Annotated in this window: 26 protein-coding genes; 7 read left to right on the top strand and 19 right to left on the bottom strand. The window is 60.0% G+C overall.

The window, feature by feature from the left end; all coding sequences use genetic code 11:
• Window positions 1-47: 47 nt before the first annotated feature.
• Together rihC and G5154_RS07725 are read right to left on the bottom strand one after the other, a co-directional pair.
• Window positions 48-965, bottom strand: coding sequence for a ribonucleoside hydrolase RihC (gene rihC / locus G5154_RS07730; RefSeq protein WP_421250671.1), 918 nt, complete (start codon window positions 963-965; stop codon window positions 48-50).
• Between the two features lie 16 nt (window positions 966-981).
• On the bottom strand, window positions 982-2,781 hold the full coding sequence (locus G5154_RS07725) for an adenine deaminase (RefSeq protein ID WP_421250670.1): 1,800 nt from the start codon (window positions 2,779-2,781) through the stop codon (window positions 982-984).
• A gap of 136 nt (window positions 2,782-2,917) precedes the next feature.
• On the opposite strand from G5154_RS07725, the gene G5154_RS07720 reads away from it, so the two are divergent.
• The gene (locus tag G5154_RS07720) at window positions 2,918-3,856 is read left to right on the top strand and encodes a LysR family transcriptional regulator (RefSeq protein WP_421250669.1); all 939 of its coding nucleotides are present in this window, start codon (window positions 2,918-2,920) and stop codon (window positions 3,854-3,856) included.
• 178 nt (window positions 3,857-4,034) lie between these two features.
• Here G5154_RS07720 and G5154_RS07715 read toward each other — a convergent pair whose 3' ends face one another.
• On the bottom strand, window positions 4,035-4,637 hold the full coding sequence (locus G5154_RS07715) for a nitroreductase family protein (protein ID WP_216953036.1): 603 nt from the start codon (window positions 4,635-4,637) through the stop codon (window positions 4,035-4,037).
• 273 nt (window positions 4,638-4,910) lie between these two features.
• Between G5154_RS07715 and G5154_RS07710 the strand changes: the two genes are divergently transcribed.
• Both G5154_RS07710 and G5154_RS07705 read left to right on the top strand, forming a co-directional pair.
• Window positions 4,911-6,446 carry a sensor domain-containing diguanylate cyclase gene (locus G5154_RS07710; protein WP_164536238.1) on the top strand — a complete coding sequence of 512 codons (1,536 nt, stop codon included), beginning with the start codon at window positions 4,911-4,913 and terminating at the stop codon, window positions 6,444-6,446.
• 247 nt (window positions 6,447-6,693) lie between these two features.
• Window positions 6,694-7,176, top strand: coding sequence for a YMGG-like glycine zipper-containing protein (locus G5154_RS07705; RefSeq protein ID WP_421221898.1), 483 nt, complete (start codon window positions 6,694-6,696; stop codon window positions 7,174-7,176).
• Between the two features lie 96 nt (window positions 7,177-7,272).
• Here the strand turns inward: G5154_RS07705 and G5154_RS07700 are convergent, their stop codons facing one another.
• The 5 genes from G5154_RS07700 to G5154_RS07680 all read right to left on the bottom strand — a co-directional run bounded on the left by G5154_RS07700 (window position 7,273) and on the right by G5154_RS07680 (window position 12,233).
• A complete protein-coding gene (locus G5154_RS07700; protein WP_421221899.1) occupies window positions 7,273-8,229 on the bottom strand; it encodes a D-2-hydroxyacid dehydrogenase in 957 nt (318 codons plus the stop codon).
• A 145-nt stretch (window positions 8,230-8,374) separates the two neighbouring features.
• Window positions 8,375-9,139, bottom strand: coding sequence for a DUF3530 family protein (locus tag G5154_RS07695; RefSeq protein WP_164536241.1), 765 nt, complete (start codon window positions 9,137-9,139; stop codon window positions 8,375-8,377).
• 134 nt (window positions 9,140-9,273) lie between these two features.
• Complete coding sequence (gene efp, locus G5154_RS07690) at window positions 9,274-9,840, bottom strand: elongation factor P (RefSeq protein WP_005335100.1); 567 nt, start codon at window positions 9,838-9,840, stop codon at window positions 9,274-9,276.
• 45 nt (window positions 9,841-9,885) lie between these two features.
• A complete protein-coding gene (gene earP / locus G5154_RS07685) occupies window positions 9,886-11,094 on the bottom strand; it encodes an elongation factor P maturation arginine rhamnosyltransferase EarP (protein ID WP_421250668.1) in 1,209 nt (402 codons plus the stop codon).
• A 95-nt stretch (window positions 11,095-11,189) separates the two neighbouring features.
• Window positions 11,190-12,233, bottom strand: coding sequence for a GMP reductase (locus tag G5154_RS07680; RefSeq protein WP_005348017.1), 1,044 nt, complete (start codon window positions 12,231-12,233; stop codon window positions 11,190-11,192).
• A gap of 381 nt (window positions 12,234-12,614) precedes the next feature.
• Here G5154_RS07680 and G5154_RS07675 point away from each other — a divergent pair, with 381 nt between their 5' ends.
• The gene (locus G5154_RS07675) at window positions 12,615-13,109 is read left to right on the top strand and encodes an ATP-dependent zinc protease (RefSeq protein ID WP_421250667.1); all 495 of its coding nucleotides are present in this window, start codon (window positions 12,615-12,617) and stop codon (window positions 13,107-13,109) included.
• Window positions 13,110-13,146: 37 nt separating this feature from the next.
• Here the strand turns inward: G5154_RS07675 and G5154_RS07670 are convergent, their stop codons facing one another.
• From G5154_RS07670 to G5154_RS07640, 7 genes are all read right to left on the bottom strand, one after another.
• Entirely contained in the window at window positions 13,147-14,583 is a 1,437-nt protein-coding gene (locus G5154_RS07670) for an ATP-binding protein (protein ID WP_421212301.1), read from the bottom strand.
• The gene (locus tag G5154_RS07665; protein ID WP_005348007.1) at window positions 14,580-15,266 is read right to left on the bottom strand and encodes a response regulator; all 687 of its coding nucleotides are present in this window, start codon (window positions 15,264-15,266) and stop codon (window positions 14,580-14,582) included. Before G5154_RS07665 ends, G5154_RS07670 begins: the two co-directional genes overlap by 4 nt.
• Before the next feature lie 132 nt (window positions 15,267-15,398).
• Window positions 15,399-16,031 (bottom strand): tetratricopeptide repeat protein, encoded by a 633-nt coding sequence (locus G5154_RS07660; RefSeq protein WP_421250666.1) that lies wholly within the window; start codon window positions 16,029-16,031, stop codon window positions 15,399-15,401.
• Between the two features lies 1 nt (window position 16,032).
• Window positions 16,033-16,902 (bottom strand): SDR family oxidoreductase, encoded by an 870-nt coding sequence (locus G5154_RS07655; protein ID WP_216978197.1) that lies wholly within the window; start codon window positions 16,900-16,902, stop codon window positions 16,033-16,035.
• A gap of 34 nt (window positions 16,903-16,936) precedes the next feature.
• Window positions 16,937-17,590, bottom strand: coding sequence for a TenA family transcriptional regulator (locus G5154_RS07650; protein WP_202001792.1), 654 nt, complete (start codon window positions 17,588-17,590; stop codon window positions 16,937-16,939).
• Window positions 17,587-19,053, bottom strand: a complete 1,467-nt coding sequence (locus G5154_RS07645) for an AMP-dependent synthetase/ligase (RefSeq protein ID WP_421212299.1) — start codon at window positions 19,051-19,053, stop codon at window positions 17,587-17,589. Before G5154_RS07645 ends, G5154_RS07650 begins: the two co-directional genes overlap by 4 nt.
• The gene (locus tag G5154_RS07640; RefSeq protein ID WP_421212298.1) at window positions 19,050-19,724 is read right to left on the bottom strand and encodes a thermostable hemolysin; all 675 of its coding nucleotides are present in this window, start codon (window positions 19,722-19,724) and stop codon (window positions 19,050-19,052) included. Before G5154_RS07640 ends, G5154_RS07645 begins: the two co-directional genes overlap by 4 nt.
• Before the next feature lie 144 nt (window positions 19,725-19,868).
• On the opposite strand from G5154_RS07640, the gene G5154_RS07635 reads away from it, so the two are divergent.
• The 3 genes from G5154_RS07635 to G5154_RS07625 all read left to right on the top strand — a co-directional run bounded on the left by G5154_RS07635 (window position 19,869) and on the right by G5154_RS07625 (window position 22,650).
• Window positions 19,869-20,510, top strand: coding sequence for a class I SAM-dependent methyltransferase (locus G5154_RS07635; protein ID WP_201946281.1), 642 nt, complete (start codon window positions 19,869-19,871; stop codon window positions 20,508-20,510).
• Between the two features lie 72 nt (window positions 20,511-20,582).
• Window positions 20,583-21,809 (top strand): winged helix-turn-helix domain-containing protein, encoded by a 1,227-nt coding sequence (locus G5154_RS07630; protein ID WP_421250665.1) that lies wholly within the window; start codon window positions 20,583-20,585, stop codon window positions 21,807-21,809.
• 55 nt (window positions 21,810-21,864) lie between these two features.
• Entirely contained in the window at window positions 21,865-22,650 is a 786-nt protein-coding gene (locus tag G5154_RS07625) for a substrate-binding periplasmic protein (RefSeq protein WP_421250664.1), read from the top strand.
• 123 nt (window positions 22,651-22,773) lie between these two features.
• Here G5154_RS07625 and frdD read toward each other — a convergent pair whose 3' ends face one another.
• The 4 genes from frdD to frdA are packed head-to-tail and all read right to left on the bottom strand — an operon-like array spanning window position 22,774 to window position 26,067.
• Window positions 22,774-23,130, bottom strand: coding sequence for a fumarate reductase subunit FrdD (gene frdD, locus G5154_RS07620; RefSeq protein ID WP_005347976.1), 357 nt, complete (start codon window positions 23,128-23,130; stop codon window positions 22,774-22,776).
• Between the two features lie 10 nt (window positions 23,131-23,140).
• Complete coding sequence (locus G5154_RS07615) at window positions 23,141-23,539, bottom strand: fumarate reductase (RefSeq protein ID WP_033112664.1); 399 nt, start codon at window positions 23,537-23,539, stop codon at window positions 23,141-23,143.
• Between the two features lie 16 nt (window positions 23,540-23,555).
• Window positions 23,556-24,290 carry a succinate dehydrogenase/fumarate reductase iron-sulfur subunit gene (locus tag G5154_RS07610; protein WP_005347973.1) on the bottom strand — a complete coding sequence of 245 codons (735 nt, stop codon included), beginning with the start codon at window positions 24,288-24,290 and terminating at the stop codon, window positions 23,556-23,558.
• On the bottom strand, window positions 24,283-26,067 hold the full coding sequence (gene frdA / locus G5154_RS07605; protein WP_005347964.1) for a fumarate reductase (quinol) flavoprotein subunit: 1,785 nt from the start codon (window positions 26,065-26,067) through the stop codon (window positions 24,283-24,285). The genes G5154_RS07610 and frdA overlap by 8 nt, the downstream gene beginning before the upstream one ends.
• Between the last annotated feature and the right edge of the window lie 430 nt (window positions 26,068-26,497).

Genomic DNA, 26,497 nt, shown 5'->3' with positions numbered 1-26,497 from the left:
ACACTCTCTTCTTGATGTGAATTGACCAGCAAGCTGGCGGTTCGGGATCAGATGGCGCGGGCAAGGGTCTCCATGCACCAGGCTCTGAATCCGGGCACGTCGATATCGAGGCACACCTCGGCATTGGGTGGCCGCTTGAGCCGGTTGTTGATATCCACCGAGGTAGTGCCCAGAGTGTGTTCACCTCGGGTTTCGATGGCCACATGGCAGGGTCGGGTGATAAAGAGGTCAGGGCGCACCAGATAGGCGATGGCGCAGAGATCGTGCATCTTGAGCCCAGTCTGCATGCTGCCACCGCGATAGTGGCCAAACAGGGCGTGAAGCATGGCACCGGTGCGGTTGAGGGCGGGCAGCTCTGCTATCATCTCGCCAGTCAGGGTGGCCCGGCTGGTGACGTCTAGCCCGCACATCACGATAGGCAGGCCGCTGCTGAAGACGATGTGAGCGGCCTCTGGATCTATGTAGATGTTGAACTCGGCGTTGGGGGTGTGGTTGCCTCGACTGGCCGAGCCTCCCATCAGCACGATCCGCGCGATCTTCTCCCAGCACTCTGGGTGCAGGGTGAGCAGCAGGGCGATATTGGTCAACGGCCCGATAGGCACCAGGGTCATGGCCTGTTCGCTGGCGAGCAGGGTGGCCTTCATGGCTTCTACGGCATGCATTGGCAGCGGTTGTTGCCCGGGCTCGACAAACTCGTAACCATCGAGGCCGGAGTGACCGTGGATATGGCTGGCATTGTCGAGGGGGCGCACGAGGGGCTGACTGGCCCCTTGTGCCACCGGCACCTGTTTGTTGAAAAAGTGCAGCAGGCGCAGGGCGTTGCGTGTGGTCTTGCTGACCTCTACGTTACCGGCGACCGTGGTGACAAGTGTCAGCGCGATCCCGGGGTGAAAGAGAGCGGCGGCGATGGCAACGGCATCGTCGATGCCGGGGTCGGTATCCAGAATAATCGCGACAGGGTTCACGCTGTTCTCCTCGGTGTTAATCGGCTTGGCTGGCATCGTGGGGCCAGCAGCAGATGAAGGGGTCGACAATCTCGCGGGTCAGGCCATCGGTGAGACCAAGGTCGGTCAGGTGGGGCCCCGCATTGCAGGCGAGACAGGTTCCCTCGATGGCCTTGAAGACCCGGTAGGGGGGCTCCCACTCCGCCACCTTGCCGCTCACTTCGCGCAGGGCGTGGAAACTGGCGGCCAGCTCGCTGGCCGCCAGGTCGGAGAGCATGCCGGCGATGGGCATGGCAACGTGGGCCAGCACCTCACCTTGCTGAACGACCGCCATGCCGCCCCCGCTGGCGATCAGGGTGTTGGCGGCCAGCATCATCTCTTGCGGGTCGCGCCCCAGCACCACCAGATTGTGGGAGTCGTGGGAGTAGCTGGTGGCGATGGCCCCTTGCAGCTCGCCCCACCCTTCCAGCAGCGCCAGCCGGGTGCCCGCCTGATGGCGGCCATGGCGGTGTTGCACCGAGATGAGGCTAAATCCTGCCGGCACAATCACCTGACCATCCCGAACCTCAACCTCGGTTTCACTCCACTGGGTGAAGCGAGCCCCCTTGATGGTCTTGAAGCGGGCACGCCCCGCAGTCAGCCCGGGTACCCGAATGACAAAGTCCTCCGGCGTGCGCAGGGGGATCTGCATGGTATCGCGCGGCACCTGACAACCTGCGACAGGCTCGGAGGGCGTGAGAATGGCGCCATGGCGGGCGACCCGCTGGCCGCTGCTATAAACGAAGATCGGATTCAAGTCGGTGAGGTTGTCGAACACCACCAGATCGGCGTTGCGGCCAGCGGCAACCAGCCCCAGATCGTTGCGCTGCAGGCGGATGGCGGCGTTGAGGGTGGCCATCCGCAGCACGTCGGGCGCCGCCAGCCCCAGCTCAACCAGCAGTTTGACCAGCGCAATCATGCCTCCCTTCTCCAGCAGCATGTCGGGCGGCACATCGTCGGTACAGAGAGTGATTTGGGAGGAGAGGTGGGGCAGCTGTTTCAGCGCCGCGACGATCTCCGGCAGCAGATAGGGGTGGGAGCCGCGCAGCTGCAGGGTAAGCCCGGCCCGCAGCTTCTCCAGCGCATCGGCAGCCGAGGTGAGTTCGTGATCCGAGCTGACCCCGGCGGCCAGATAGGCTTGCAGCCGGTTGCCACTGAGGCCCCTGGCGTGCCCCTCAATCAGGGCATTGCGCTGCAAACCGGCGTGCAGGATGCCGGTCATCCGTTCGCTGCCGCCCAGCACCCCCTGCATGTCCATCACCTCGGCGATCCCCGCCACCTCCGGCCACTCCAGCATGGTAGCCATCTCGGGGCCGTGGAAGTCGGCGCCAGACATCTCGAGACCCGGCGTCGAGGGGACGCTGGAGGGGGCGGCGCAGATGACCCGCAGTGGCAGATTGCGGCTGGCGTCGATGGCGTAGCGCACCCCCGCCAGTCCCAGCACATTGGCCAGCTCGTGGGGATCCCAGAAGATGGTGGTGGTGCCCTGGGCGACCACCACATCGGCGTAGCGCTCCGGTGTCAGGTGGGAGCTCTCCACATGGACATGGCTGTCGATCAGACCGGGCGAGAGATAGGCGCCAGCCAGGTCGTGGGTCTCGTGTGCCTGCTGGAAGGTGCCGACCGGATGAACGCTGGCGATCAGCGGGCCGACCAGCCCCACGTCGACGGGGCGGATCTCGCCAGTCACCATGTCGACCAAGTTGGCGTTGGTCAGCAGCAGATCGAAGGGGGCTTCGCCGAGGGCCGCCTGCACGGCGCGGCGGCGCAAATTGAGGGATGCATCTTGTTCACACATGAAGGAGATGGCCTGACAAGGGGAATAATGGGCCCACTTTAGGGAGGGGATTGGCCCGTGCATAGCGCAAAGAATTTATAACTGGATAAGAAAGGGTTATGCTGCTGCAAACGTTTTTTTTTCGGTTGTCGATTTCATGTCCGAACCCTGGCGCCGTCTGCCTGCGCTCTCTCTGAAGCAGATCCAGTATTTTGTCACGCTGGCCCAGCTGCGCCACTTTACCGAAACGGCCAATCAGATGGCCATCAGCCAGCCGGCCCTGAGCAGTGCCCTGCGCCAGATCGAATCTGTGCTCGGCGGCAAACTGTTTCACCGCACCGCGCAGGCGGTCACTCTGACCGAACAGGGAGAGGCGATCCTGCCCCACGCCAAGGGGCTGCTCAATGTGGCCCACGCCGCTTTTGCCGATATGCAGCAGGTGATGGTCGAAGGGGGCGATGGCACCCTGCGCATTGGCTTGATCCCCTCGGCCTGTGCCCTGATGTTCCCGCTGGCGGCCGCCCGTCTGCAGCAGCAGTTCCCGGGCTTGCGGGTCGAGTTTCAGGATCACACCAACGACGGTCTGCTGCAGGCGCTGGCCGAGGGGTCTCTGGATGCGGGGATAGGCGTGCTGGATGGCGAGTTGCCCGATTCGCTGGAGGTGACGCCGCTGCTGGACGATGCGCTGGTGGCGGTGATCAACCGGCAGGATCCGCTGGCAGGGGAAGAGGCCATCAGCTGGCAGGCGCTGACCCGCCGCGACATCGCCCTCTTTGCCAGAGGCAACGTCAGCCGGCAGGTCAACGGACTGGCCCAGAGCCAGTTGCCCGGGCTCAAGCCCAGATACACCACAGATTATGTCGAGACGCTTTACGGCTTGGTGCGCTCAGGGTTGGCAGTTGCTATCCTGCCCGGACTCTATGCCGCGAACCTGCGCGATCCCCAGCTGAAAGTCGTGGCGCTGCACGAGCCAGTGCTGAGTCGAACCCTGGCGCTGATGTGGGCGAAAGGACTCTCCCGATCAACTCGCATCGACGAAGGGCGAGCCCTGCTGCGCGCCACCATTATCGAACAGCTAAGTAGTCAGCACGGCTGAGGCTGGCACGAGGTGAAGGTGGAACCTGGAGAGACATCCCTGCTGGTGACGCTGCCCGCCTGAGCTGTGGTGCGAGTGCGTGACGACCGCAGATTGCGGTATGAACCATCGCTATCCGAACTCTTGATGTCGCAATAAAAACGCCCCCGAGATGCGGGGGCGTTTTGCTATCTGGCCGTTATTTGAAAACGCGGAAACGGGTGGCATCGTCGATGAAGGTCTTGTCGCCGGCCGGTTGCTGGATGCTGCCAAAGGGCATCTGGGCACGCAGCAGCCAGCTGGCTGGCAGGTTCCACTCCTTGCGTACCGCCTCGTCGATGAGGGGGTTGTAGTGTTGCAGGGAGGCGCCGATCTTCTCCTGGGCCAGGGTGGTCCAGACCGCAAACTGGGCGATGCCGGTGGCATGTTCCGACCAGATGGGGAAGTTGTCTGCATAGAGGGCAAACTTTTGCTGCAGATCCTTGATGACGTCGGTGTCTTCGAAGAACAGCACAGTGCCGAAACCTGCGCGGAAGCTGCCATCCACCTTGGCCTCACTCTGGGCGTAGGCCTCCGGCGGCACGATCTTTTTCAGCTCGGCTTTGACGATATCCCACAGCTTATGGTGCTGGGCGCCAAACAGGATGACGGCGCGGGAGCTCTGGGAATTGAAGGAGGAGGGGCTGTGCCTGATGGCATCCTGGATCAGGGCCGTCAGTTGTTCCGGTGTATGGGACACCTGGCTGCCCAGGGCATAGATGGTACGACGTGCTTTGATCTGTTCGATAAACGGACTGCTCATAACATCTCCTTGTTCTGCTTGGCGTTGCAGCCGGTGATGGACGGTTTGTCCAGCGCCGGCCGCGTCAGGTATAGACTATAACACCCGCAATGCAGAGCGGGGTTAACCCGGGGTAACTAGCGTTTTTCCTGTCAGTTGATATTCGTTTGCGAACCTTGATGTTTTGTTAGTATTGGAAATGTCATTAAAGGGGCGTTGAAGTGATATTAATCAATGATTCACTCTCCTTTCTCTCGCACAATCCCGCTATGTTTTCCCCTGTTCGGATGTCATGTGAGCCGCTCGTATCTCAACAAGCGTTACTATGTGCTGGCCCCCCTCTCCGCACTGCTTGGCTTGTTGATCCTGATCGTGACTATCATCATGGCCATTGCCAGCTATCTGCGGGATATCGACATGACGGTATCCGGCTTCGGTCACATGGCTTCCTCCGTTGAGGCGTCCTTGATCCACGAGATGGTGAAGGTCAATGAGCGGCAACTGGCAGTGCTGGAGGGCTCCCTAGACAAGGAGAAGATAGCCCGCGGCGAGCCGGCCGACTCTCCCATCTGGGCTATTGCCCATCAGATCAAGCCCGGCAACCACTATATCTACTTTTACAACCTGAAAGCGGATCGCATCGACAGTTACCCGGAGTGGCTCGCGCCCCCAGGTTATAAGGCAGCGCTGCGCCCCTGGTATCAGGTGACCGCCATGCCGGGCGACGAGCCCGTCTGGTTTGGCCCCTACCCTGAATACAATACTCAGGAGCTGATTCTCAGCCTGATCAAACGGGTGAGGGACGAGCAGGGGCAGTTGCTGGGTCTGCTGATGGTTGACATGTCATTCGACTCGCTGCAGCAGGCGCTGCAGCGCACGGTCGGTAGTAATCAGGCGGCACTCTATCTGACCTTGCGTGACACTGATCAGCTGGTAGTGGGCAGCAATATGGATCTGCTGGCGACCAACACCATCAAGCAGCATCAGAGTCAGCAGTGGCTCGGCCTGGATGTGCTGTGGCATGGGACTTATATCAAGCGTGAGCTGGCGGATATTGGTTGGGATCTCAACATCTATCTGCCGCCAGTACTGTTTCGTGACAGCCTCTACGATGCGTTGCAGATGGTGGTTTTTCCACTGCTCTCTCTGTTTGCCATCTGGTGTTGCAGCCTGAGTCTGCTGGTGCGGATCTTCCGCCAGGAGCAGGAGCTGGTGTCGGGCTCATTGACCGGCATCGTGCGCGATCTGGAGCGTTCAGCGCCTGTCAGTGAGCCCAAGACCTGGTTCGTGCGGCGTAGCCTGAACGAGATCGATCAGGTCAGGGCCAGTTTTCTCAAGGGGCAGGATGCGCTGTTGCGGGATCCCCTGACCGGTATCATGAACCGACGAGCCTTCGAGCAGCACAAGGCGGCACTGGAGCAGAGGGGGGCGTGCTTCTGGCTGCTGCTGTTTGATGTCGATCACTTCAAGGGGATCAACGACAGCCAGGGCCATGCCTTCGGCGATCAGGTGCTGTGTCGGGTGGCCAACTGTCTTGCTGATGTGCTGGGGGTGAGTACGGTTTACCGGATAGGTGGGGATGAATTTGCCGCTCTGCTGCAACAGCCACAGGATGAGTTGGCGGAGAAACTCGGTTGTCTGCTTGAACTGGTGCGTCAGCAACAGTGGCGTGAACACCATGGGCCGATCACCCTGAGTGCCGGCGGCGCCTGCCATTCTCCTGCCGCCGGCCCTATCTTCGAGCGGGCTGATGCTGCCCTCTACCGCAGCAAGGAGGCTGGCCGGAACTGCTGGCATCTGGCTGAAGGGGTGGCAGGGGCCCTTGACTGACAGCTTTTGTCCCAGCGCGCTGACTATTCGACAGGACGCGGCTGCCAGGTTATCGGTCACTTTGTCGTGACTGTCTGGTTCAATGTTAATTTTCACGTTTTAATTCAATAGGTTGATTCTACTCTTCCTGTGTTGGCTGTGACTGTACTGCCATTGACTGTCGCATCCCTGTTTTCTGCTGGCTGGCGAACCTGATAGCTCTTTGTATAGTGCTGCTGATTATTAATCAGGTTTGACAGGAGTATCCATGGATATGAGTACGCGTGGCATCGGTGCTCTGGCTCTGTTGGGGGCGTCATTGCTGGGCAGCACTGCGGCCCACGGTTCGGAAACTCTCAACACCATTCTCGGTGGTGGCGCAGGCGGGGTGGCGGGCACCATGATCGGCAAGGAGTTGGGGGGAGATACCGGTGCGCTGGTGGGGGCTGCATTGGGCGGCGCAGCCGGTGGTGCGGCGACGGCCAACAAGGGCAACAAGAATGAAGCGGCCCTTGGCGGCGCGGTGGGGGCGCTGGGCGGTGCCGCTATCGGCAAGAGTGTCGGTGGCGATACCGGTCAGCTGATCGGCGCCGGGGTTGGCGGGGCGAGCGGTTCGGCCATCGGTGCCAAGACCGGCGATGGCCACAAGAGCCAGGATCGCTATTACGATGATGACGACGATCATCACCATCACAAGCACCACAAGAAGTACAAAAAGCATAAGAAGCACAGATGGCATGACGACGATTGATGCGTGTGCAGTGAGTGCGGAAGATGCAAAACGGGGCCTGTTGGTCCCGTTTTGCATGGTGTGGTCACTCGATTTTGCGGTGACTCGCTCGTGCGGTTACACCAGCCGGTGCTGGCGGCGACCGGCGGCAAAGGCGTTGATGTTGTCGATCAGCTGGTCGGCCAGTCGCTGCATCGACTCCTCGCTGGCCCAGGCCACATGAGGGGTCAGAATGAAGTGGGGGTATTGCAGCGCCTTCATCAAGGGATGGTCGGGAGGCGGCGGTTCGACGCTCGCCACATCGAAACCGGCACCACCGAGGCGACCGTTGGCCAGCGCTTGCAGCAGCGCCTCCTCATCCACCAACCCACCGCGGCCGACGTTGATCAGCAGGGCGCCCGGTTTCATCAGATCCAGCTCCCGCTCGCCAATGAGGTTGCGGGTGTAGGGGGTGAGCGGGCAGTGCAGGCTGATGACGTCCGAACTTTGCAGCAACTCGTCGAGGGGCAAGCGGTCCTCGTCGTGACTGGCGCCGATCTGGCTCTGGGCGTAACGCACTGTCATCCCCATCCCTTTGGCCCGCTCGCCGAGCGCCTGTCCGAGCGTCCCTTTGCCGATGATGCCAAGCTGCTTGCCGTGCAGATCCATGATGTTGTGGTCGAAAAAGCAGAATTGGCCGCTCTGTTGCCAGCGCCCCTCCAGCAGCGACTGGCGCCAGCAGAAGAGGTTGCGCGACAGGGCCAGCATCAGCGCCATGGCGTGCTCCGGCACCGAGGGGCCCGAGTAGTTGCGGATATTGCACACCCCGACGTTGGCGGCGCGGCACGCATCCAGATCCACGTTGTCGCTGCCGGTTGCGGCCAGGGCGATGAGTTTGAGCTCAGGCAACTGGGCCAGTTCGGCGGCGCCGATCCGTACTTTGTTGATGATAGCGATGCTGGCATCTTTGAGCCGTTCCACCACCTGTTCCGGGGTAGTACTTGGATAGCTCTGCCAGTGGTGGGGGAAGTCGGGGTGATGCAGGGTGATGCCCGCATCCAGGGTATCGCTGTCGAGAAACACAATCTGCTGCATGGACCTTCCTGCCATTGTTCAGGTTCGAGAGGCCATGATGCCAAAGAGGATGCGGTCAGGGCCAGATCGTCGCCGTGGTAGGGTTGGGCTTTATCCGGCAGATGTGAGCTGGCGCGCGCTTTATTGCGCCACGGTGGCGGCTGGTTTAGAGCCAGCCCAGATGGTTGAGCCAGCCCTGAATGCGGGTGGGGGTCTCCTCCAGCTCCATCAGGGCGTAGGGGCGATAGTTGAGCTTGTTGCTGCGCCGGCTCTCGCTTTTGCGGGCCTCGGCGGCCAGCAGTGGCCAGCGACCGCCATCCTCCTGATAGAGGTCCAGGGTGGGGATGGCCGCCTGAGCCACCTGTTTGGCCAGGGTCTGGTTGCTCTGCTGATTGGGGAAGAAGCCATCGAGCAGCACCAGCGCGTCGGGGGCGGGCAACTGTTCGCTGGCGATGAGATTGGCAGTCCAGGCGGCGCCGGTACCTTGCGCCAGGATCAGCTTGAAGCCCCCCTCCTGCAGCTTGGCATCGGCCAGCTTGCTGATCCGCTCGGCAAACTGCTTGCGAAACTCATCGCTGTTTTTCGCTTTTTTCTCGGCGGCTGGGTCCAGTTCGGTCTGCTGGGGGGAGGGCAGCAGCAGCAGGGTATCAAAGCCCAGTCGGCTGAGGGCGCGAGTCAGTTGCCAGAGTTGGCCGCTGCGCTGCCAGTCGGGCAGTAAAATGGCGAGCCCCAGATAGTTTTCACTGTCATGTTTGGCGAACAGCACCGTCTGCTTGTCGATCTGGGTAGCATCGGGCAACCCTTTCCAGTCGCTCGCTTGCCAGTGGTCGAGGGGCATAGGTTCGGCAACGGGGGGGGCGACCTCGCTCGCCTCTGCCCCATGGCCAGCCAGCAAGGTCAATAACAGCAGTGATAAGGATAATCTGGCCATAGTGTGCTCCCCCGGTTATCTGGGTTAGCGGCGGCGGCGGGATTTTCTGAAGGCGGGCGGTGTGATGGCAACTCGGAGGCAATAAAAAAGCGAGCCGGTGGCTCGCTTTTTTGTAATCAATTCAAAGCGGTCAATTAGTTGACGCGACGCTTGAATTCGCCGGTGCGGGTATCGATTTCGATCTTGTCACCGATCTCTACGAAAGCGGCAACAGCCAGCTCGTAGGTAGTGCCTTTCAGACGGGCAGGCTTGGTCACTTTACCGGAGGTGTCGCCACGGGCAGCCGGCTCGGTGTACTCAACTTCACGCACGATGGTGGTCGGCAGTTCTACGGAGATGGCTTTCTCGTTGTAGAAAGTCACTTCACACAGATCTTCCATGCCGTCTACCAGGTAGTTCAGCACGTCACCCAGGTTGTCTTTCTCTACGTCGTACTGGTTGTACTCGGTGTCCATAAAGACATACAGGGGGTCGGAGAAGTAGGAGTAGGTGCACTCTTTACGCTCCAGCTGAACAACGTCCAGCTTGTCGTCGGCCTTGAAGACAGTCTCGGTGGCGCTGCCGTTCAGCAGGCCTTTCAGCTTCATTTTGACCACGGCGGAGTTACGGCCGGATTTGTTGAATTCAGCCTTCTGGACCACCATCGGCTCGGTGCCGATCATGACTACGTTACCAGCGCGGATTTCCTGAGCGGTTTTCATGTAAAAAATTCCTGTTCGTGAAACGGACGGATAAAAACTGCCAGATTATATACGGCTTTCCAGAAATTTCACCAACCTCGTGACGAGATCCCCATCCCGGAGCAGCTTCTGTGACCAGAGTCGCCCATGTTGCTGCCAAATCGCGCTGTATTGCGGCCATTGGGCCCAGAGTGCGCGGCAATCTTCACCACGGTTGAGAGCCAGATTGAAGCGGCGCAGCCATTGGGCGCAATCGGCAGGCAGATCAGCAAGATAGTGGTCGAGGAACTGCTCCAGCTTGACCAGATGGGCCTCCTCCTCCTGTTGGTAGATATGCCAGAGGAAAGGACGAACTGCCCACTGGGCCCGCACGAAGGAGTCCTCCCCGCGCACCAGATTGAGATCGCAGCTCCACAGCAGTCGATCGTAACCGGCCTGATCTGTCATCGGCAGCAGCTTGATGGTGAGGCTGCCCGAGTGGAGCAGATCCCCCGCTTTGGCTGCAGGGATGGCATCAGTCAGACCTGCGCCGGTGAGCACATCGTTGAGAGAGCGCCCCAGCGGCAGCAGCAGGGTGACGGGCGTGGCGCTCTGGCACCAGCTCTCGACCAGACTTTGCAGCGCATCGCTCTCGTAGGTAAAGAGGCTGACCCGCAGCTCGTTCTCTTGTCTGGGCGGCAAACCGAGGCTGGCCCAGTAGGCTGCCAGTCCCGCATCATCATGCTGCCACTGCTCCCGTTCGGTGAGGAGGTCGTGCTCGCACAAAAGGCCGCCGGTTTTAGCGGTAAAGCCCGGGAAGAAGAAGTATTTGTTGAGGCTCTTGTTGCCCACCCGCTGGGGCGAGGCGAGGCCGTGGCAATCCTCGACCCAGCTCTCCGCCGAGAGGTACTCCAGATTGATCCAGCAGGGGGGCTTGGGTTGGCTCGCCATCAGCTCGGCCATTCGTTCAATGAAGGGGGCGGGCAGTTCGCAGGCAAAGGCCTCGATCACCACTCTGGCCGGTGTCATTTCGGTCGGCAGGGTCTCATGCCAGTGCTGGATATAGATCCCATCGACCCACTGGCCATCCTGCGCCGGGTCGAGCCCGGGGCAGATGCGGGCGAAACTTGCCAGATCGTCCACCCAGAGCCGCACCTGAACCTCATCGCCATGTGCCGCAATATTCCCCTCCCGTTTTAGCTGGCGGGCGAGTCGCCAGGTGACGCCGATGTCGCCGAAGTTGTCGACGACGCAGCAGAAGATGTCCCAGTCAAACGGGGGCAGGGGAGTGGTCATGGCTCGGGATCCCAGATGCAAAAAAACCGGTGCGCAGGGTAGCACACCGGTTGACTGGCTTCTAACCGTCAGCGCGTGACGGTTGCTGTGGCAAGTTACTCCTTGCCGTAGACGTTGTTCTCTTGTTCGCGAACCCGGATAAAGGTGGTGCGCTTGGTGAGTTCTTTCAGCTGGCTGGCACCGACGTAGGTACAGGTGGAGCGCACGCCGCCCAGAATGTCGCGCACTGCGTTCTCGACCGGGCCGCGGTAGGGCAGCAGTACGGTTTTTCCCTCGGAGGCGCGGTACTCGGCGACGCCGCCTGCGTGTTTGTCCATGGCGCTGGAGGAGCTCATGCCGTAGAACTTCATGAAAGGCTCACCGTCTACATCGACGATCTCGCCACCGCACTCCTCGTGGGCTGCCAGCATGCCGCCCAGCATCACGAAGTCGGCGCCGCCGCCGAACGCTTTGGCGACATCGCCCGGGCAGGTGCAGCCACCGTCACCGACGATCTGGCCGCCGAGGCCGTGGGCCGCATCGGCACACTCGATGATGGCGGAGAGTTGCGGATAGCCGACACCGGTCTTGACGCGAGTGGTACAGACGGAGCCCGGGCCGATGCCGACCTTGACGATGTCGGCGCCGGAAAGGATCAGCTCTTCGACCATCTCGCCGGTCACCACGTTGCCCGCCAGGATGACGTGGTTGGGGCAGGCTTCACGAATCTTGCGCACGAACTCGACGAAGTGTTCGGAGTAGCCGTTGGCCACATCGACACAGATGAAGCGCAGCGCTTCGGACATGGCGAGGATTTGGCGGGTCTTGGCGAAATCTTCAGCCGAGGTGCCGGTGGAGACCATCACGTGGCCCAGCAGCGCCGGGTCAGTCTCGTTGACGAAAGCTTGCCACTGCTCAAGGCTGTAGTGCTTGTGTACCGCGGTCATCATCTCGAAACCGGCCAGCGTACGCGCCATGGCAAAGCTGCCGACGGTATCCATGTTGGCGGCGATAACGGGTACGCCTTGCCATTGGGTCTGAGTGTGTTTGAAGGTGAACTGACGGGTCAGGCTTACTTGGGAACGGCTCTTGAGAGTAGAGCGCTTGGGGCGGAACAGGACATCCTTGAAACCGAGCTTCAAGTCTTCTTCGATACGCATTACAAATTCCTTATTGAGCCTTGTTGAAAGTCACTTTTGCAGTGGCAAATTTTCGGCAGGCGCAAAAAAACCGGTGGTTTTCAGGCCCTCCGGTTTACAACAGTGTAGGCAAAAATCCCTTCAGAACAAGACTGATAATTCGCTCATTGTTGTGGTAGCCTTTGGCGTCACAACCTGAGGTTAACCACCAGTTTCATCCAGCACCTTTCGGTGCATTGCTCTCCTGCGATATTTCCGCCCGCTTGGGCCGCCGTTCGGCCACTCTTTGTCGTCTCTCTCCTGACCCGCCAGATATTATCCAACTAACTGAAATAAATCGGATTGACCCACAATGGGACTGTGGTAGATCTGGGCGCAGGATTGACAAGGCAGGGCAGTAAAATGGGCAAGATGATGGTGGGGATCACCCTGATGCTGGCACTGTGTGGCAGTGCGCTGGCTGAGACCCCGACCACCTATGGCTGGATCGAGAAGGGGCTTATTTTGCCTACCGGCGTGGCGGTGAAGATGAAGCTCGACACCGGGGCGCTCACCTCTTCCCTCGATGCACGCTCCATCACCGGATTCAAACGGGATGGCAAGCCCTGGGTGCGCTTCATGCTGGTGGTGACCGATGCCGACAGCGGCAAACTGGTCAAGCAGCAGTTCGAGAGGCGGGTCGAGCGCAGCGTGACGGTACGTGGGGCGGGCGGCATGGAGCAGCGGCCAACGGTGACCATGTCCATCTGTCTGGGGGACAAGGTGTATGAGGAGTGGTTTACCCTGCGGGATCGCAGCAAGATGATCTATCCGGTGCTGCTGGGCCGCCGCTTGCTGGCGGAGCTGGGCCCGGTGGATGCCAGTCGAACCTTTACCGTGCAGCCAGATTGTCATTGAAAAAAACAGCCCGCATCGCGGGCTGTTTGCTTATCGCTTATCTTGCCGGAGGTTGCGGGAGCAGCACACTCACCTCCAGTCCTCCTTCCGGTCGGTTGTGGACATCGAGGTCGGCGCCGTGCAACTGGGCGATACGTGAAACGATGGCCATGCCGAGACCCACGCCATCCCCCTGCTGGGGATTGACTCGAAAGAAGCGTTCACACAGCCGGCTCAAGGCGTTGGTGGGGATGCCGGGGCCGTTGTCGCTCACATCCACCCTCACCCGGTTACCCTCTCGCTGAACTCGCACCCTGATCTCGCCCTCCGGCTGGGTATAGCGCAGCGCATTGTCGATCAGGTTGCTGAACAGCAGCTCGAGCAGGGTGGCCTGCCCCATCACCAGCTGCGGCACTTCACACTCCAGCGACAGCTGCTGATCCTTCTTGAGAGCGATGGGTGCCAGGGTCGCGAGGGTGCCTTGCAGCAGGTGTCCCACCTCCAGTTCGGTCAGTACCAGTCCCTGCTGGTTGTCGATACGGGCCTGGGTCAGCAGTTGGCGGATCAGCCGATCGCTGCGGTCGAGTGCCTGCAGCATTTTGTGCAAGGATTGCTGGCGGCTCTCTTCATCTTCGGCAGCCAGGGCATTTTCACTGTGGATCCGCAGCACCGCCAGCGGGGTGCGTAGCTCGTGTGCCGCCTCGTTGGTGAACTGCTTCTCCCGCTCTATGGTCTCTGCCAGCGCCTGCATCAGGCGGTTGATCTCGTTGGTGAGGGGGGTCAACTCCTGAGCGCTTATCTTGAGGCTGAGTGGGCTCAGGTTGGCGGGGTGGCGTTCGCTAATGGCCTGTGCCAGTTGGCGCAGTGGTGCCAGCCCGCGGGTGATGAGCCACCAGAGCAGGGCCAGCAGGAACGGCAGGGTGATCAGCAGCGGCAGCATGGTAAGGGTGGCCATCTTGCTGGCCAGTTCGCTGCGCTCGTCGTCCCGCTCGGCCACCACCAGCCAGGTCTGCTTCTGCTCGTTGTAGAGGGTGAAGGTGCGCCACTGATGTCCATCCTTCTCTACCGTGTTGAACCCGAGAGCCAGCTCAACCAGTGGCTGGGCCGGAGCGCTGGGGGCACGCAGCAGCAGGCCGCCCTTTCCATCGAGGAGCTGGAAGTAGAGGTTACGTTCGAACTCGTGGCCGTAGGGAGTGAGTTCCCGATCTTCGCCGGTCAGGTTGAGGCCGGGATCTTTTTGCCACTCGTCGGGATTTTGCGCCTCCCACTCCTGATAGACGGTGCCGTTGGCGGGCAGTTGCCCCTGCTGTGCCAGGTAGCGGACCAGCAGCTGGTTGGTGATACGGGCTGACTGGGCGAGGCGGGCATCAAACAGCTCCTCCATCTCGTGGCTCGCCTCCATGTAGCCGATAAAGGCACTGATGGTGAGACTCAGGCTCACCAGCGTCAGGATGCCGGTGAGCAGAAAGCGGCGAATGGAGCGGGGACGTTTCATCGTGCTGATGTCCGGCTTGGTTGTTCGAGCTGGGGAATGATGTAGCCGACTCCACGAATATTGCGGATGAGGTCGCTGTAGAACTTCTTGCGCAGATGGTGGATATGCACCTCCACCGCGTTGCTCTCGGCACCTTCATCCCAGCCATAGAGGCTCTGTTGCAGCTGATCTCGACTAAGTACCCGGCCGCTCTGGCTGATCAGCTCCTGCAGCAGCTTGTATTCGTGGGGGGTGAGTTTGACCGCCTCCCCCTGATAGGTGACCTGCTGGGATTCGGGATAGATGAGAATATCGCCATACTCCAGTACTGCCTGAGCCTGCCCCTTGCTTCGGCGTACCAGGGCGCGCAGACGGGCGTTGAGTTCCTGCAGGGCGAAGGGTTTGACCATGTAGTCGTCGGAGCCGGCATCAAGGCCGATCACCCTATCATCCAGCGCATCGCGGGCGGTGAGGATCAGCACCGGCAGCTGGTGGCCTTCCCGGCGCAGTTTGCGCAGCAGGCTGAGGCCGTCGATGTCGGGCAGGTTGAGATCGAGGATCAGGGCGGCAAACTCGTCACTTTTGAGGGCAGCCAGAGCGGGCAAGCCCTGTTGCAGCCAATCCACCGTGTAGCCGCTATGGCGCAGGGCATCCTGCATACCGTCACCCAGCATCACATCATCTTCTACCAGCAGGATCCGCATTCTTTTCTCCCTTTTTTGTCGGCTGTGGCGATGTGGTTCAGTCGCCAAGGTTGACCGTGGCATAAAGAACGCTGCCCACCAGTATGCAAGCTGGTGGGCAGAGTTTAAATAGATCTTTGATCCATCAGGGGTTTATAGCTTTGCCAGCCGTTCGCGGATCTCCATTCTGCGCCCTTCGTCGGCCACTTCCCGGCCCGGGCGGGCCGGGGCGGCCAGCGCCTTGTCGAGGTAGGTTTTGGCCTCGGCCTTGCGCCCCTGATCCAGCAGGAAGTCGCCATAGAAGAAGTTGGGGTCGATGCCATCCGGATTGATGGCCAGCGCCTGCTTGAGCAGTTGCTCCGCCTTCTCGTCATCACCGAAGCCGACCGGCCAGCCGGGTACCTGATAGTAGAGAGAGCCCAGACTGGTGTAGGCAGAGCCGTCCAGCGCCTTGGGGTCTTGCTTGAGCGCCAGCTCCAGCTTGGCTTTGGCCTCTTTCACCAGTCCCAGTGCCCCCAGCCCCCCTTTGGCCCCCGCCCAGGTGCTCTTGACGATGGCAGACCAGATCAGCAGATCGGCGCGAAAAGGCTCCTTGGCGCTGGCCGCTTCGGCCTGGGTGCTCAGGGTTTCGAGGCAGCTCTCTTTCGCCTTGCCGCTCTGTTGATACTGGCAAACTGCCCACTGCTGCTGGATGGGCGCGAGAGCATCATCCGCGGCCATGACCGAGGTGGAGCCCAGCAGGATGGCGATGGCACAAGCGGTCACTGATTGACGGACAAAGTTCATATTAATGCTCCTTCTTGGTCGGGATCGGGCGAGAAAAGTCTGGTTGCGGCGCACTGTTGGCGCATACATCAGTCGTCCCTGGCTGAAGATGTCGGGCATAACGCTTGATGATCGGCAGCTGTCTGGCCAACGCCTTGTCGACGATGCCGGGCAGCAGGGCATTGAGTCGTACGAACAGTTTTTCCGGCCAGCCGAGCCAGCTGCGGCGGGTCTCGTTGCACAGGGCGATGATGGCCTCTTCGGCTACCTCTTGCGGGCTGTCAGTCTGGGTGCCGAGTGCTGCATTCATCTCGTAGGCGGCCTCGGAATTGAGCTTGGTGCGGGTGGCGCGCGGAGCAAAGTGCAGCACCTTGACGCCGCTCCCCTCCAGCTCCCGTCCCAGCGCCTCGCTAAAGCCGCGCAGGGCAAATTTGCTGGCGCAGTAGACGCTGTAACCGGGGTAGCCAATGCTGCCCAGGCTCGACCCCATGTTCATGATGATCCCCGGCTTGCGCAATCTGGGCAGCAGGGCGCGGGTGAGCTGGATTGGCGCCTCGATATTGAGCAGCAGCTGGCGCTCCACCTGCTCAAAGCTCTGATCTTCCAGCCAGGCAAACTGGTTGCAGCCAGCGTTGTTGATCAGGATGTCGAGTCCATTCTCCAGCGCCGGGTGTTGCAGCAGCTTGGCTCGCTCCTGTGCAGAGCCGAGGTCGGCGAGCACCACCTGATGGCGCTCGGGATGCGGCAGTGACTTGCACAGCCGTTCCAGCACAGGAGCACGGCGACCATGCAGCAGCAGGTGGGCCCCCTGGGCCGCCAACTCCTGCGCGAGCTCTTCACCTATGCCACCGCTGGCGCCGGTGAGCAGCACGAGTTTCCCTTCAAGGTTCATGGTGTGGGTTCCCTTTTTGCTGTCTGCTGCCAACTTATACAGTGGCGGTGAGGTTGTAGAGCATCTCGCCATAGAGACGATAAACCACCTTGGCCCCGTGAATGATGGCTGCTTGATCCGCCGGGCTCTCGACCCGATCCATCAGGGATTCAAAGAACTTGAGGTGCTCCTGATCCAGGGCGCCGTGGGAGCTCAGGTAGCTCATCGCCTGGGGTGGCAGGCCGAGGCCCTTTTTCAGCTGGTCGGCGACGGTGAGGGCGATGGCCACGCTGGTGCCTTCCAGCACCTGTACCATGCCGAAGAAACCCATGGGGTTGCCGCGCTGGATCTGGTCGTAGAGAAAGGCCACCATCAGCTCGATGGGCAGCCCCGGTTGGCCGTGGCGCACTGCCTCGGCATCACCGCCACAGGCGCGGATGTCATTGAGGATCCACTCCTGATGGCCATACTCCTCGTCGATGTATTCGGCAATGGCGCCGCGCACCCACTCGTACTCCTGACCCAGCTTGCCGCCGGTTGCCATCAGCAGCGGGACCGTGTGGCGCACGTGGTAGTAGGCCTGCGCCAGAAAGGCGAGATAGGTGTCACGGCTGATGTCGCCACGGCGGCAGGCTTCGATAATGGGGGCGTTGAACAGATGCTCACGCTCACTTGCAGTTGCTTGTTGCAGAGTCTGATAGAAGCTCATGACGATTCTCCTGTAAGGCATTGGCTGATTTGCCGGGAAAAGTGTTGGTAAATCTCGTTGCGACGTGGGCGCCCGTTGGCGGTCAGCAGGCCGGGATGCTGGTCGAGTGCCACCGGCAACCAGTGGTGCAGCCGGGCATAATCGGGCAGCCGCTGGTTCAGACCTGCGATCTGGCGTGGCAGATCCGCCTCTTTGCCCGGCAGGGGTTGGATCAGCGCCACGTTGGCGGGTTGACCATCGCCAAACACCACGATGCGGGCGATGGCGGGGCAAAGCTGTGCTTCGGCCTCCACCCACTCGGGTGAGAAGTTGCGGCCAAAGGCGGTGATCTGGACATTCTTCTTGCGCCCGGTGATATGGAGGTAGCCCTCATCGTCCAGATGACCCAGATCGCCAGTGGCAATCTGTTCGGGAGTCAGTTCGTTGCTGCCGAGATAGCCCAGCATGGCGCTGCCGCTCACCATAATTTCGCCATCGGTGGCAATGGAGACCTGACAGTGGGGCAGTGGACGCCCCACGCTGCCGGGCTTGTCAGCATCCGGACTGTTGAGTGCCACCACGGAGCCGCACTCCGAGAGGCCATATCCCTCATACACCGGCAGGCCGAGCTGGCGGGCGTGTTTGATCTGGTCGGGAGCCACCTTGCCGCCACCGACGGCAATAAAGCGCAGACTCTTGAGCTGCTGGGCCAGCACTGGGGTGCTGGTGCAGAGCGCCAGCAGCAAGCGCAGCAGTTCGGGCACCAGCACCAGACTGTGGGTCGGCCAGCGCAGCAGGGCCTCCCCCAGCATGGCTGGATTGAGCGAGCTGGAGCCGGTGAAGCCGAGTTCGCCGAGGGACGGAATGCGACTGCAAGCGCCGGTCAGCAGCGGCACATAGAGGCCGGTGATGTTCTCAAGCAGGGTCGCCAGCGGCAGCAGGGTCAGGTGTTTTTCCACCTTGGCTAGCGCGACCCGCTCAGCCAGCGCATGGCTCACCGCCATCATCTGGCTCAGTGACAGGCAGACGCCCTTGGGCTGGCCCGTAGTGCCGGAGGTGTAGGTGATCTTGGCGGTGCCTTTGGGCAGCGCCGGTCGATTGGCTGGTGTGTGGCGCCAGAGCGGCAGCTCTCCGGTGATCAGCGAGAGCGGCTCGGCGGCATGCCACCCCTGATGATGTGGGCCCACCAGCGCATCGGCGCCGCTGCTCTCCAGCAACCAGGCCTGCTGGGCCTGACTGAAGAAGTGGGGCACCGGGATGACCACGATACCGGCACGGGTGCAGGCGAGATCCAGCAGCGCCCAGGGCAGGCCGTTGTCCAGCTGCAGAGCCAGACGATTGATGTCGAGCTGTTGCAGTTGGCTGGCCAGACGCTGGATCTGTTGCCACAGGGTCTGATAATCGAGACGCTGCTGGCTGCTCACTAGTGCAGGCGACTGAGGATCCTCGTGGGCATGTTTGGCGATGGCGTCGAACAGGCTCATTGGGCGCACCTTTTTTGATTGGTCAGGTTGTCATTACTCTTGCTGGTATCGTCAAACAGGGTCGGCATGGGGGCCAGCAGATTGAGCAGCAGGCTGCTCTGGGCCAGCACCTCGCGCCCCTGATTGATGTCGCCCACCATCACCTTGGGTTGGCAACGGTAGTACTCACCCCAGGCATCGGCGTCGGCCCCCACCTGATGGGCCTGGGCGGGGGCCAGCTCCACCGGGTTGAGTTGCAGGCGGGCAAAGCTGTTGCGCAGCTTGGCGGTGCCGGTAAAGACCACGTAGTCGAGGGCGTTTTCACACAGCAGACGACACAGGGCCGCAAACATCAGGCGGGCATTGCCCGGTTCGCTGCAGGCCAGATTGCCCACTTCGATAATGCGGTGGCGTGCCGGATAGACCCCGAGGCGGGTGTTGATGGCCGCCTCGATGGGTTGCTCCAGATACTGTTCCAGATAGAGAGTCCCCTCACTGGCATGATTGAGACCACAGGCACCGACCAGCGTCCCGTCTGCCCGATAGAGACCCAGCAGGCAGGGGAGAAAATGGGGAATACGGGCATTGAACTCACGGGTGTAGGCGGCCTGGATATAGGTTTGCAGCGCCATGACCTGCTGCGGGGACTCGGCCAGGATCAACCGGTAGGGTGCTTGGATCTCAATGGTCATGGGTGACTCCTTCTCTTGCGATGGTTTGAGAGTAAAAGGGCAAACTTAAGAAACCCTTAAGGAGCAAAAAAAGTTGTCAGCGAGGCAGCGGGCAGGCAATCTGCGCCGCTGTTATCCAACAGGAAGCACCCAAGAGGAACCGTCATGTCATCCAACGTCTGCTGCCCCCTGTGTGCCAGTCATCGCAGTTATCCCCTGCCGGTGGCAGGCAAGCGCTATCATCGCTGCCTCGCGTGCGAGCTGGTCTGGCTGGATGAGGCGGATCATCTGGATGAGACTGCCGAGAAGGCGGTTTATGACAGTCACGACAACCGGGTGGATGATCCCCGTTATCGCACCTTTCTGATGCGGGCATTTGGCGAGGTGTTGAGCCGGGTGCCGACTCCTGCCTGCGGCCTCGATTTTGGCTGTGGCCCAGGCCCAGCGCTGGTGGCGATGGGGCGCGAGGCGGGTTACCAGATGGCGGGGTATGACAAGTTCTACGCCGATTTTCCCGAGTTGCTGACGCGCCAGTACGACTTCATCACCAGTACCGAGGTGATCGAGCATATCGCCGAGCCGCGTGCCGTGCTGAACAAACTGTGGGATTGCCTCAAGCCGGGCGGTGTGCTGGTGCTGCAGACCCAGCGGGTACTCGGTGACGAGCGGTTTAAAAACTGGCGCTATCGCCACGACCCGACCCACATCGTCTTCTTTTCCGAGGCATCATTTCAGGTGCAGGCCGCCAGCTGGCAGGCCGAGCTCAGCTTCCCCCACACCGATGTGGCGGTTATCACCAAACCTTGAACTGGGTGTATTCATTTGATCATGGATTGGGCATGCTGATCGCCTGACTTCTGGAACGGATGCCCTGTTTTCATGTCCATACCCCACATCTCACTGCAAGATGCCCGTCATCTGCAGCTGGCGGCGCAGGGGCTGCTCGTCCCCCGTCGCAGCAAGGCGACCCCGGCCAATCTGCTGGCCACCATTCGCCGAATGGCGTTGCTGCAGATTGATACCATCTCGGTGGTTGCCCGCAGCCCCTATCTGGTGCTCTTTAGCCGGCTTGGCCAGTACGAACCGAACTGGCTGGAGCAGTTGCTGGCCGACGGCGAGATCTTCGAATATTGGGCTCACGAGGCCTGTTTTGTACCCCGCGAGGATTACCGGCTGTTGCGCCACCGGATGCTCGACCCCGCGGCCATGGGCTGGAAGTTTTCGGCCAACTGGCTTGCAACCCATCAGCAGGAGATTGACCAGCTTATCGAGCGCATTCGTGACCATGGTCCGGTGCGGGCGATCGACTTTGAGCGCACAACAGGCAAGGGGAGCGGCTGGTGGGACTGGAAGCCGGAGAAACGCCATCTGGAGGTGTTGTTTACCACCGGTCAGTTGATGGTGCGGGAGCGGCGCAATTTTCAGCGGGTCTATGACTTGGCCGAGCGGGTCATTCCCGAATGGAGCGACCAGCTGCATCTGCCGAGTGTTGCAGAGGCGCAGCGGGATATGGTACGTGCCAGTTGCCGTGCGCTGGGGCTGGTCAAAACCGGCTGGGTTGCGGACTACTATCGGCTGCGGCGCGGCAAATATGATGTCCTGCTCCATCTGCTGGCGGACGAAGGTGAGCTGCTGCCGGTTCGGGTGGAGGGGTGGCAGCACGATGCCTTTGTGCACGTATCTCTGGCCGATGAGCTGATGCAGGTCAAGGAGGGCCGTCTCAAGGCAACCCATACCACGGCCTTGTCGCCGTTCGACCCGCTGGTGTGGGATCGCAAACGGGCCAGTGAACTGTTCAACTTCGACTATCGCATCGAGTGCTATACCCCGGCCACCAAGCGCCAGTATGGCTACTTTGTGTTGCCCTTGCTCCATCGCGGCAAGCTGGTGGGCAGAATGGATGCCAAGGCCCATCGCCAGCAGGGGATCTTCGAGATCAAGAGTCTCTATCTGGAAGTCGGGGTGAGAGTGACTCGCACGCTTGCACAGGATCTGGTGAAAGCCCTGCACAAGCTGGCTGATTGGCACCAGACCCCGCAGCTTCGTTATGGTGCCATTCCGGCCAATTTGCTGGCGTTATGGCATGAAAGTGTTATTGACGAATGAGCGCTATCCCTTCTGGACTAAGCTGCAAGAGGAGAAAACAGTTCGGGAGCGGGAGATGAAACGAGCGGTGACATGGTTGACTGGGCTTGTGCTGGCTAGCCTCTCACCCGTGCTATGGGCACAAGGACCTGTGGTACGGATCTGTTTGGGGGAGGGCAACGAGTGGGCTCCCTTTACCTACTGGGAGCGCAAGGACGGGATGCCCGATACCAGCCGTCTGACCGGTTCGGCGACCACACTCGTGCTCGATGCATTGGAAAAGAGCGGATTGTCATATCAGATCCGCTATCTTCCCTGGGCGCGGGTCCAGCAGGAGCTGGCAGACTATCGCCAGAATGGTCTGTGCGAGTTGACCTGGGATGCCAGTTACAAACCGGAGCGGGCCGAGTTTGCTTTCTACAGCGTTCCTCTCTATTACACCCGCCTCGGCTTTTTCTATCTCAAGCGTCGCTTCCCCGACGCACCAGATTTACAGATGGTCAATCGCTCACGTGTGTGCGGGGTGATTGGCTATAACTACACCCCCTACGGTTTGGCACAGGAGCCACGCAGGGTGAGGCAGTTACAGCAGGCGCTCGATATGCTGGAGCGGGATCGCTGCGATTTTCTGCCAAGCGAAATTGAACCACTGGTGAGTGGCATCAGTCTCGGGATTTACCAGAGCGAGAGTGGATTGCTCAACCTCGTCTTGCCCAGCCGAAAGCAGTTTTACCTGCTGGTCAGCAAGGGCTCCCCCCGCGCTCACGAGCTGGTGAACAACCTCAATCAGGCTCTGGTGGCGTTTCAGGAAGGAGGGCATGCCGACGAGGTGATGCGCCGTTTCTTGCCGCCGATGGAGTAGGTGCTCATCAGGAAATGCAGCTGAAAAGGGCCAGCCTGAGCAATCTTGCTGGCCCTTTTCAGCTGTTCAGGAGGATAAAAAAACCGGGCAGAGTGCCCGGTTTGGTCTATCAGTCAGATGTGATTACTGGAGTACCAGTACCATCAGCAGGCCGACGGTAATGGCAGATACCAGGAAGGCAAAGCCATAGAACACATAGTGGTGCAGCTTGGTGGTGTGGATCCCGAGATCATGCAAACCGTGGTAGATACGGTGCATGCCGTGCCAGATCGGCAGAGCGATGATCACCAGCAGGATGCAGGCACCCCACCAGGAGCTGGCGAATTCGAGCACGCGCTCGTAGCTCATGGTCTCTACGTCCATGATACCCATGGGTACCAGCAGACCGGTGATGAGGACAATGACCGGCAGCAGCATGGCAACGACCATGCCACCCGCACCAAACAGACCCCAGTAAATTGGCTCGTCAGAACGTCTCATTGTTTTCTCCTCAGGCCACGATGATCAGGACAAGCAGGGATACCACAGCCAGCGCCACATACTGGGCGATGACGATCGGTTTCTCCGGCACCAGGTCTTCACCACGGAAGATACGCATGGCTTTCGGCGCCAGTGCGAACCAGGTCTTGGCGTGGAACAGGCAGGCTGCCAGCGCAATCACATGGAACAGGATGGCGATCGGGCTTTGCAGGGATTCCAGCCAGCCGTTGAACGCTTCCTGACCCTGTACCAGACGCATCAGACCCCACATCAGCACAACAGCGTAGATGGAGACGAAGATACTGGTGCCTTCGCGGATCATGTAACCGGTGTAGAAGGCGTTCTTTAGCCACCAGTCTTTCTTCATTTCACGGACGTAAGGTTTACGTTTGCTTTCAGTGTTGTTCATGGTCTCAATCCTGCTCTCAATCTGGCTTGAACATGGCGATCATGTAGTCCTTGGCACTCTCTACCTTGCCAAGCTGGATGGCCGCTGCCGGATCGACGCCCTTCGGGCACACTTCGGAGCAGTAGCCCACGAAGGTACAGCCCCAGACGCCTTCGTCCTGGCTGATGATGCGCATACGCTCTTTGGCGCCGGCATCACGGTTGTCGACGTTGTAGCGATAGGCCAGAGCCAGTGCCGCCGGACCGGTGAACTTCTTGTTGATGCCGTACTGCGGGCAGGCCGCGTAGCAGAGACCACAGTTGATGCACTGGGAGAACTGCTTGTACTTCGCCATCTCCGCCGGAGTCTGGATGTACTCGCCATCGCACAGGTTGCGCGGCTCGCTCGGGATGATGTACGGCTTGATGCTCTCCAGCTTCTCGATGAAATCGGACATGTCGACCACCAAGTCGCGCTCGATCGGGAAGTTGTTGAGCGGCTCGATGGTCATCTTGCCCGGCAGATAGTCGCGCAGGAACGCTTTGCAACCCAGCTTGGGAACACCGTTGACCATCATGCCGCAGGAGCCGCAGATCGCCATCCGGCAGGACCAGCGGAAGCTCAGGGTAGAGTCCAGGTGATCCTTGATGTACTGCAGTGCATCCAGCAGAGACATCTCTCTCTGATAGGGCACCTGGAAGGTCTGCATCCAGGGCTCGTTATCCTGCTCCGGACGATAGCGCAGGATTTCAATTTCAATCATCTCAGCCATTCTTCTTAGCCTCGTCTTGTTTCTCACCCTCGGAGCCGTACACGCGTTTTGCCGGCTGGGACTTAGTGATCTTCACATCGGAGTAATCGATGGAGGGCGTTTCGCCATTTTGGTAGAACGAGAGCGTGTGCTTGAGGAAGTTCACGTCATCACGCTCTTCGTAACCATCCAGACGCTGGTGGGAACCGCGGGACTCTTTACGATTGATGGCGGAGTGCGCCATGGCTTCTGCCACGTCCAGCATGTAGCCCAGTTCGATGGCGTACAGCAGGTCGGTGTTGAAGACAGAGGACTTGTCGTTGATCTTGACCTTCTTGTAACGGGCTTTCAGCTCGTTGATCTTGTCGATGGTGCCCTGCATCAGCTCTTCGGTACGGTAGATACCGACACCGGCTTCCATGGACATGCCCAGCTCGTTGCGGATATCGGCCGGGTTTTCAGTGCCATCAATGTCGAGCAGGGAGAGGTGCTGCTTGATGAGCGCCTCGGCCTTGGCTGCCAGTGCTTCGGTGTTGCCGTGTTTCTGGGTCTTGGCGAATTCACCGGCCTGTTCACCAGCCAGCTTGCCGAATACCACGATCTCGGACAGGGAGTTGGAACCCAGACGGTTGGCGCCGTGCAGACCAACGGAGGCACATTCGCCAGCGGCGTAGAGGCCGGCCAGACGGGTGGCACACTTGTTGTCGGTCTCGATACCACCCATGGTGTAGTGGGCAGTCGGACGTACCGGGATGGGCTCTTTGGCCGGATCCACGTTGACGTAGGCTTTGGCCAGTTCGCAGATGAACGGAAGACGCTCTTTCAAGTACTTCTCGCCGAGGTGACGCAGGTCGAGGTGAACCACATCGCCCATCGGGCCCTGAATGACGCGGCCTTTCTGCTGCTCTTGCCAGAATGCCTGGGAAACGCGGTCGCGCGGACCCAGTTCCATGTATTTGCTCTTCGGCTGGCCGATCGGAGTTTCCGGGCCCAAGCCGTAGTCTTGCAGGTAGCGGTAGCCATCCTTGTTGAGCAGGACGCCACCCTCACCACGACAACCTTCGGTCATCAGGATGCCGGTACCCGGCAGACCGGTCGGGTGATACTGAACGAATTCCATGTCACGCAGCGGTACGCCGTGACGATAGGCCAGCGCCATGCCGTCACCGGTCACGATGCCGCCGTTGGTGTTGTAACGGTACACACGACCAGCACCACCAGTTGCCAGAATCACGGATTTAGCCTGGATGAAGCGGGTGATGCCGTTCTGGATGTCAAAGGTCAGAACGCCCTGAACACGACCATCTTCCACGATCAGATCGAGGCAGAAGTGCTCGTCGAAGCGCTTGATGCTCGGGTATTTGACGGAGGTCTGGAACAGGGTGTGCAGAATGTGGAAACCGGATTTGTCAGCAGCGAACCAGGTACGGGGTACCTTCATGCCACCAAAAGGACGCACGTTGGCTTTGCCATCCGGCTTGCGGCTCCAGGGGCAACCCCAGTGCTCCAGCTGGATCATCTCTTTGGTCGCATTGTTGACGAAGTAATCGACAACGTCCTGCTCACACAGCCAGTCACCACCGGAGACGGTGTCGTTGAAGTGGTTTTCGAGGGAGTCGTCATCACGGACGACTCCGGCAGCGCCGCCTTCGGCAGCTACCGTGTGGCTGCGCATCGGGTAAACCTTGGAAATCAGGGCGATGTCCAGGTCTGGCTGTGATTCGGCTATAGCGATAGCGGCGCGTAAGCCGGTACCGCCAGCACCGATGATGGCCACATCGGTCTTGATAATATCCACATCTGCCTCCTTAGGGATAGATTTGCTGGGCACGATTTTGCTCTATGAAAAAAATTCAGGCTTGATGCAAGTCAAACTGCCAGGTTTTATTCCCTTTTTATTAGTGATTTTTTTGTAAAACACCCAATTCCCTGGACGAAAATGTCGTAATTATCGCCATTTTTCGGTGTTACTGAGCAGTCAAACACCATGCTACAGATACTTTAACATCCAGATTGTACGTAGTTTTCTTTCACCAAAATGCGAATCACCTCTCTTTTTAGGTACTTCAGAAAAAAATTTTAAGTTTTTTATTAAAAATTTTTAATGATAATTATTGGCATTTAAATGCATGCATAAAAATTACTAATCCTTTTATCGACTGAAAAAGTGTAGTGTATCCGATGGGAGCTACTGCATGGCGGGGGGCAACAGGAAGGTGAGGAGGCGA

This window comes from Aeromonas sp. 600527 (assembly GCF_049175415.1).
Classification (GTDB): Bacteria; Pseudomonadota; Gammaproteobacteria; order Enterobacterales; family Aeromonadaceae; genus Aeromonas; species Aeromonas veronii_A.
This window is presented reverse-complemented; position numbering and strand designations above follow the sequence as displayed.

What these genes read in the sequence shown, in the direction of transcription:
- G5154_RS07705 (WP_421221898.1), top strand. Translation starts at nt 6,694, where the DNA reads ATGGATATGAGTACGCGTGGCATCGGTGCTCTGGCTCTGTTGGGGGCG.
- G5154_RS07645 (WP_421212299.1), bottom strand. Translation starts at nt 19,053, where the DNA reads ATGAGCCTGTTCGACGCCATCGCCAAACATGCCCACGAGGATCCTCAG.
- frdD (WP_005347976.1), bottom strand. Translation starts at nt 23,130, where the DNA reads ATGAGACGTTCTGACGAGCCAATTTACTGGGGTCTGTTTGGTGCGGGT.
- G5154_RS07670 (WP_421212301.1), bottom strand. Translation starts at nt 14,583, where the DNA reads ATGAAACGTCCCCGCTCCATTCGCCGCTTTCTGCTCACCGGCATCCTG.
- G5154_RS07660 (WP_421250666.1), bottom strand. Translation starts at nt 16,031, where the DNA reads ATGAACTTTGTCCGTCAATCAGTGACCGCTTGTGCCATCGCCATCCTG.
- G5154_RS07715 (WP_216953036.1), bottom strand. Translation starts at nt 4,637, where the DNA reads ATGAGCAGTCCGTTTATCGAACAGATCAAAGCACGTCGTACCATCTAT.
- efp (WP_005335100.1), bottom strand. Translation starts at nt 9,840, where the DNA reads ATGAAAACCGCTCAGGAAATCCGCGCTGGTAACGTAGTCATGATCGGC.
- G5154_RS07650 (WP_202001792.1), bottom strand. Translation starts at nt 17,590, where the DNA reads ATGAGCTTCTATCAGACTCTGCAACAAGCAACTGCAAGTGAGCGTGAG.
- G5154_RS07635 (WP_201946281.1), top strand. Translation starts at nt 19,869, where the DNA reads ATGTCATCCAACGTCTGCTGCCCCCTGTGTGCCAGTCATCGCAGTTAT.
- G5154_RS07610 (WP_005347973.1), bottom strand. Translation starts at nt 24,290, where the DNA reads ATGGCTGAGATGATTGAAATTGAAATCCTGCGCTATCGTCCGGAGCAG.
- G5154_RS07640 (WP_421212298.1), bottom strand. Translation starts at nt 19,724, where the DNA reads ATGACCATTGAGATCCAAGCACCCTACCGGTTGATCCTGGCCGAGTCC.
- G5154_RS07655 (WP_216978197.1), bottom strand. Translation starts at nt 16,902, where the DNA reads ATGAACCTTGAAGGGAAACTCGTGCTGCTCACCGGCGCCAGCGGTGGC.
- G5154_RS07720 (WP_421250669.1), top strand. Translation starts at nt 2,918, where the DNA reads ATGTCCGAACCCTGGCGCCGTCTGCCTGCGCTCTCTCTGAAGCAGATC.
- G5154_RS07695 (WP_164536241.1), bottom strand. Translation starts at nt 9,139, where the DNA reads ATGGCCAGATTATCCTTATCACTGCTGTTATTGACCTTGCTGGCTGGC.
- G5154_RS07700 (WP_421221899.1), bottom strand. Translation starts at nt 8,229, where the DNA reads ATGCAGCAGATTGTGTTTCTCGACAGCGATACCCTGGATGCGGGCATC.
- G5154_RS07665 (WP_005348007.1), bottom strand. Translation starts at nt 15,266, where the DNA reads ATGCGGATCCTGCTGGTAGAAGATGATGTGATGCTGGGTGACGGTATG.
- G5154_RS07680 (WP_005348017.1), bottom strand. Translation starts at nt 12,233, where the DNA reads ATGCGTATCGAAGAAGACTTGAAGCTCGGTTTCAAGGATGTCCTGTTC.
- G5154_RS07615 (WP_033112664.1), bottom strand. Translation starts at nt 23,539, where the DNA reads ATGAACAACACTGAAAGCAAACGTAAACCTTACGTCCGTGAAATGAAG.
- G5154_RS07630 (WP_421250665.1), top strand. Translation starts at nt 20,583, where the DNA reads ATGTCCATACCCCACATCTCACTGCAAGATGCCCGTCATCTGCAGCTG.
- G5154_RS07725 (WP_421250670.1), bottom strand. Translation starts at nt 2,781, where the DNA reads ATGTGTGAACAAGATGCATCCCTCAATTTGCGCCGCCGCGCCGTGCAG.
- G5154_RS07675 (WP_421250667.1), top strand. Translation starts at nt 12,615, where the DNA reads ATGGGCAAGATGATGGTGGGGATCACCCTGATGCTGGCACTGTGTGGC.
- G5154_RS07625 (WP_421250664.1), top strand. Translation starts at nt 21,865, where the DNA reads ATGAAACGAGCGGTGACATGGTTGACTGGGCTTGTGCTGGCTAGCCTC.
- earP (WP_421250668.1), bottom strand. Translation starts at nt 11,094, where the DNA reads ATGACCACTCCCCTGCCCCCGTTTGACTGGGACATCTTCTGCTGCGTC.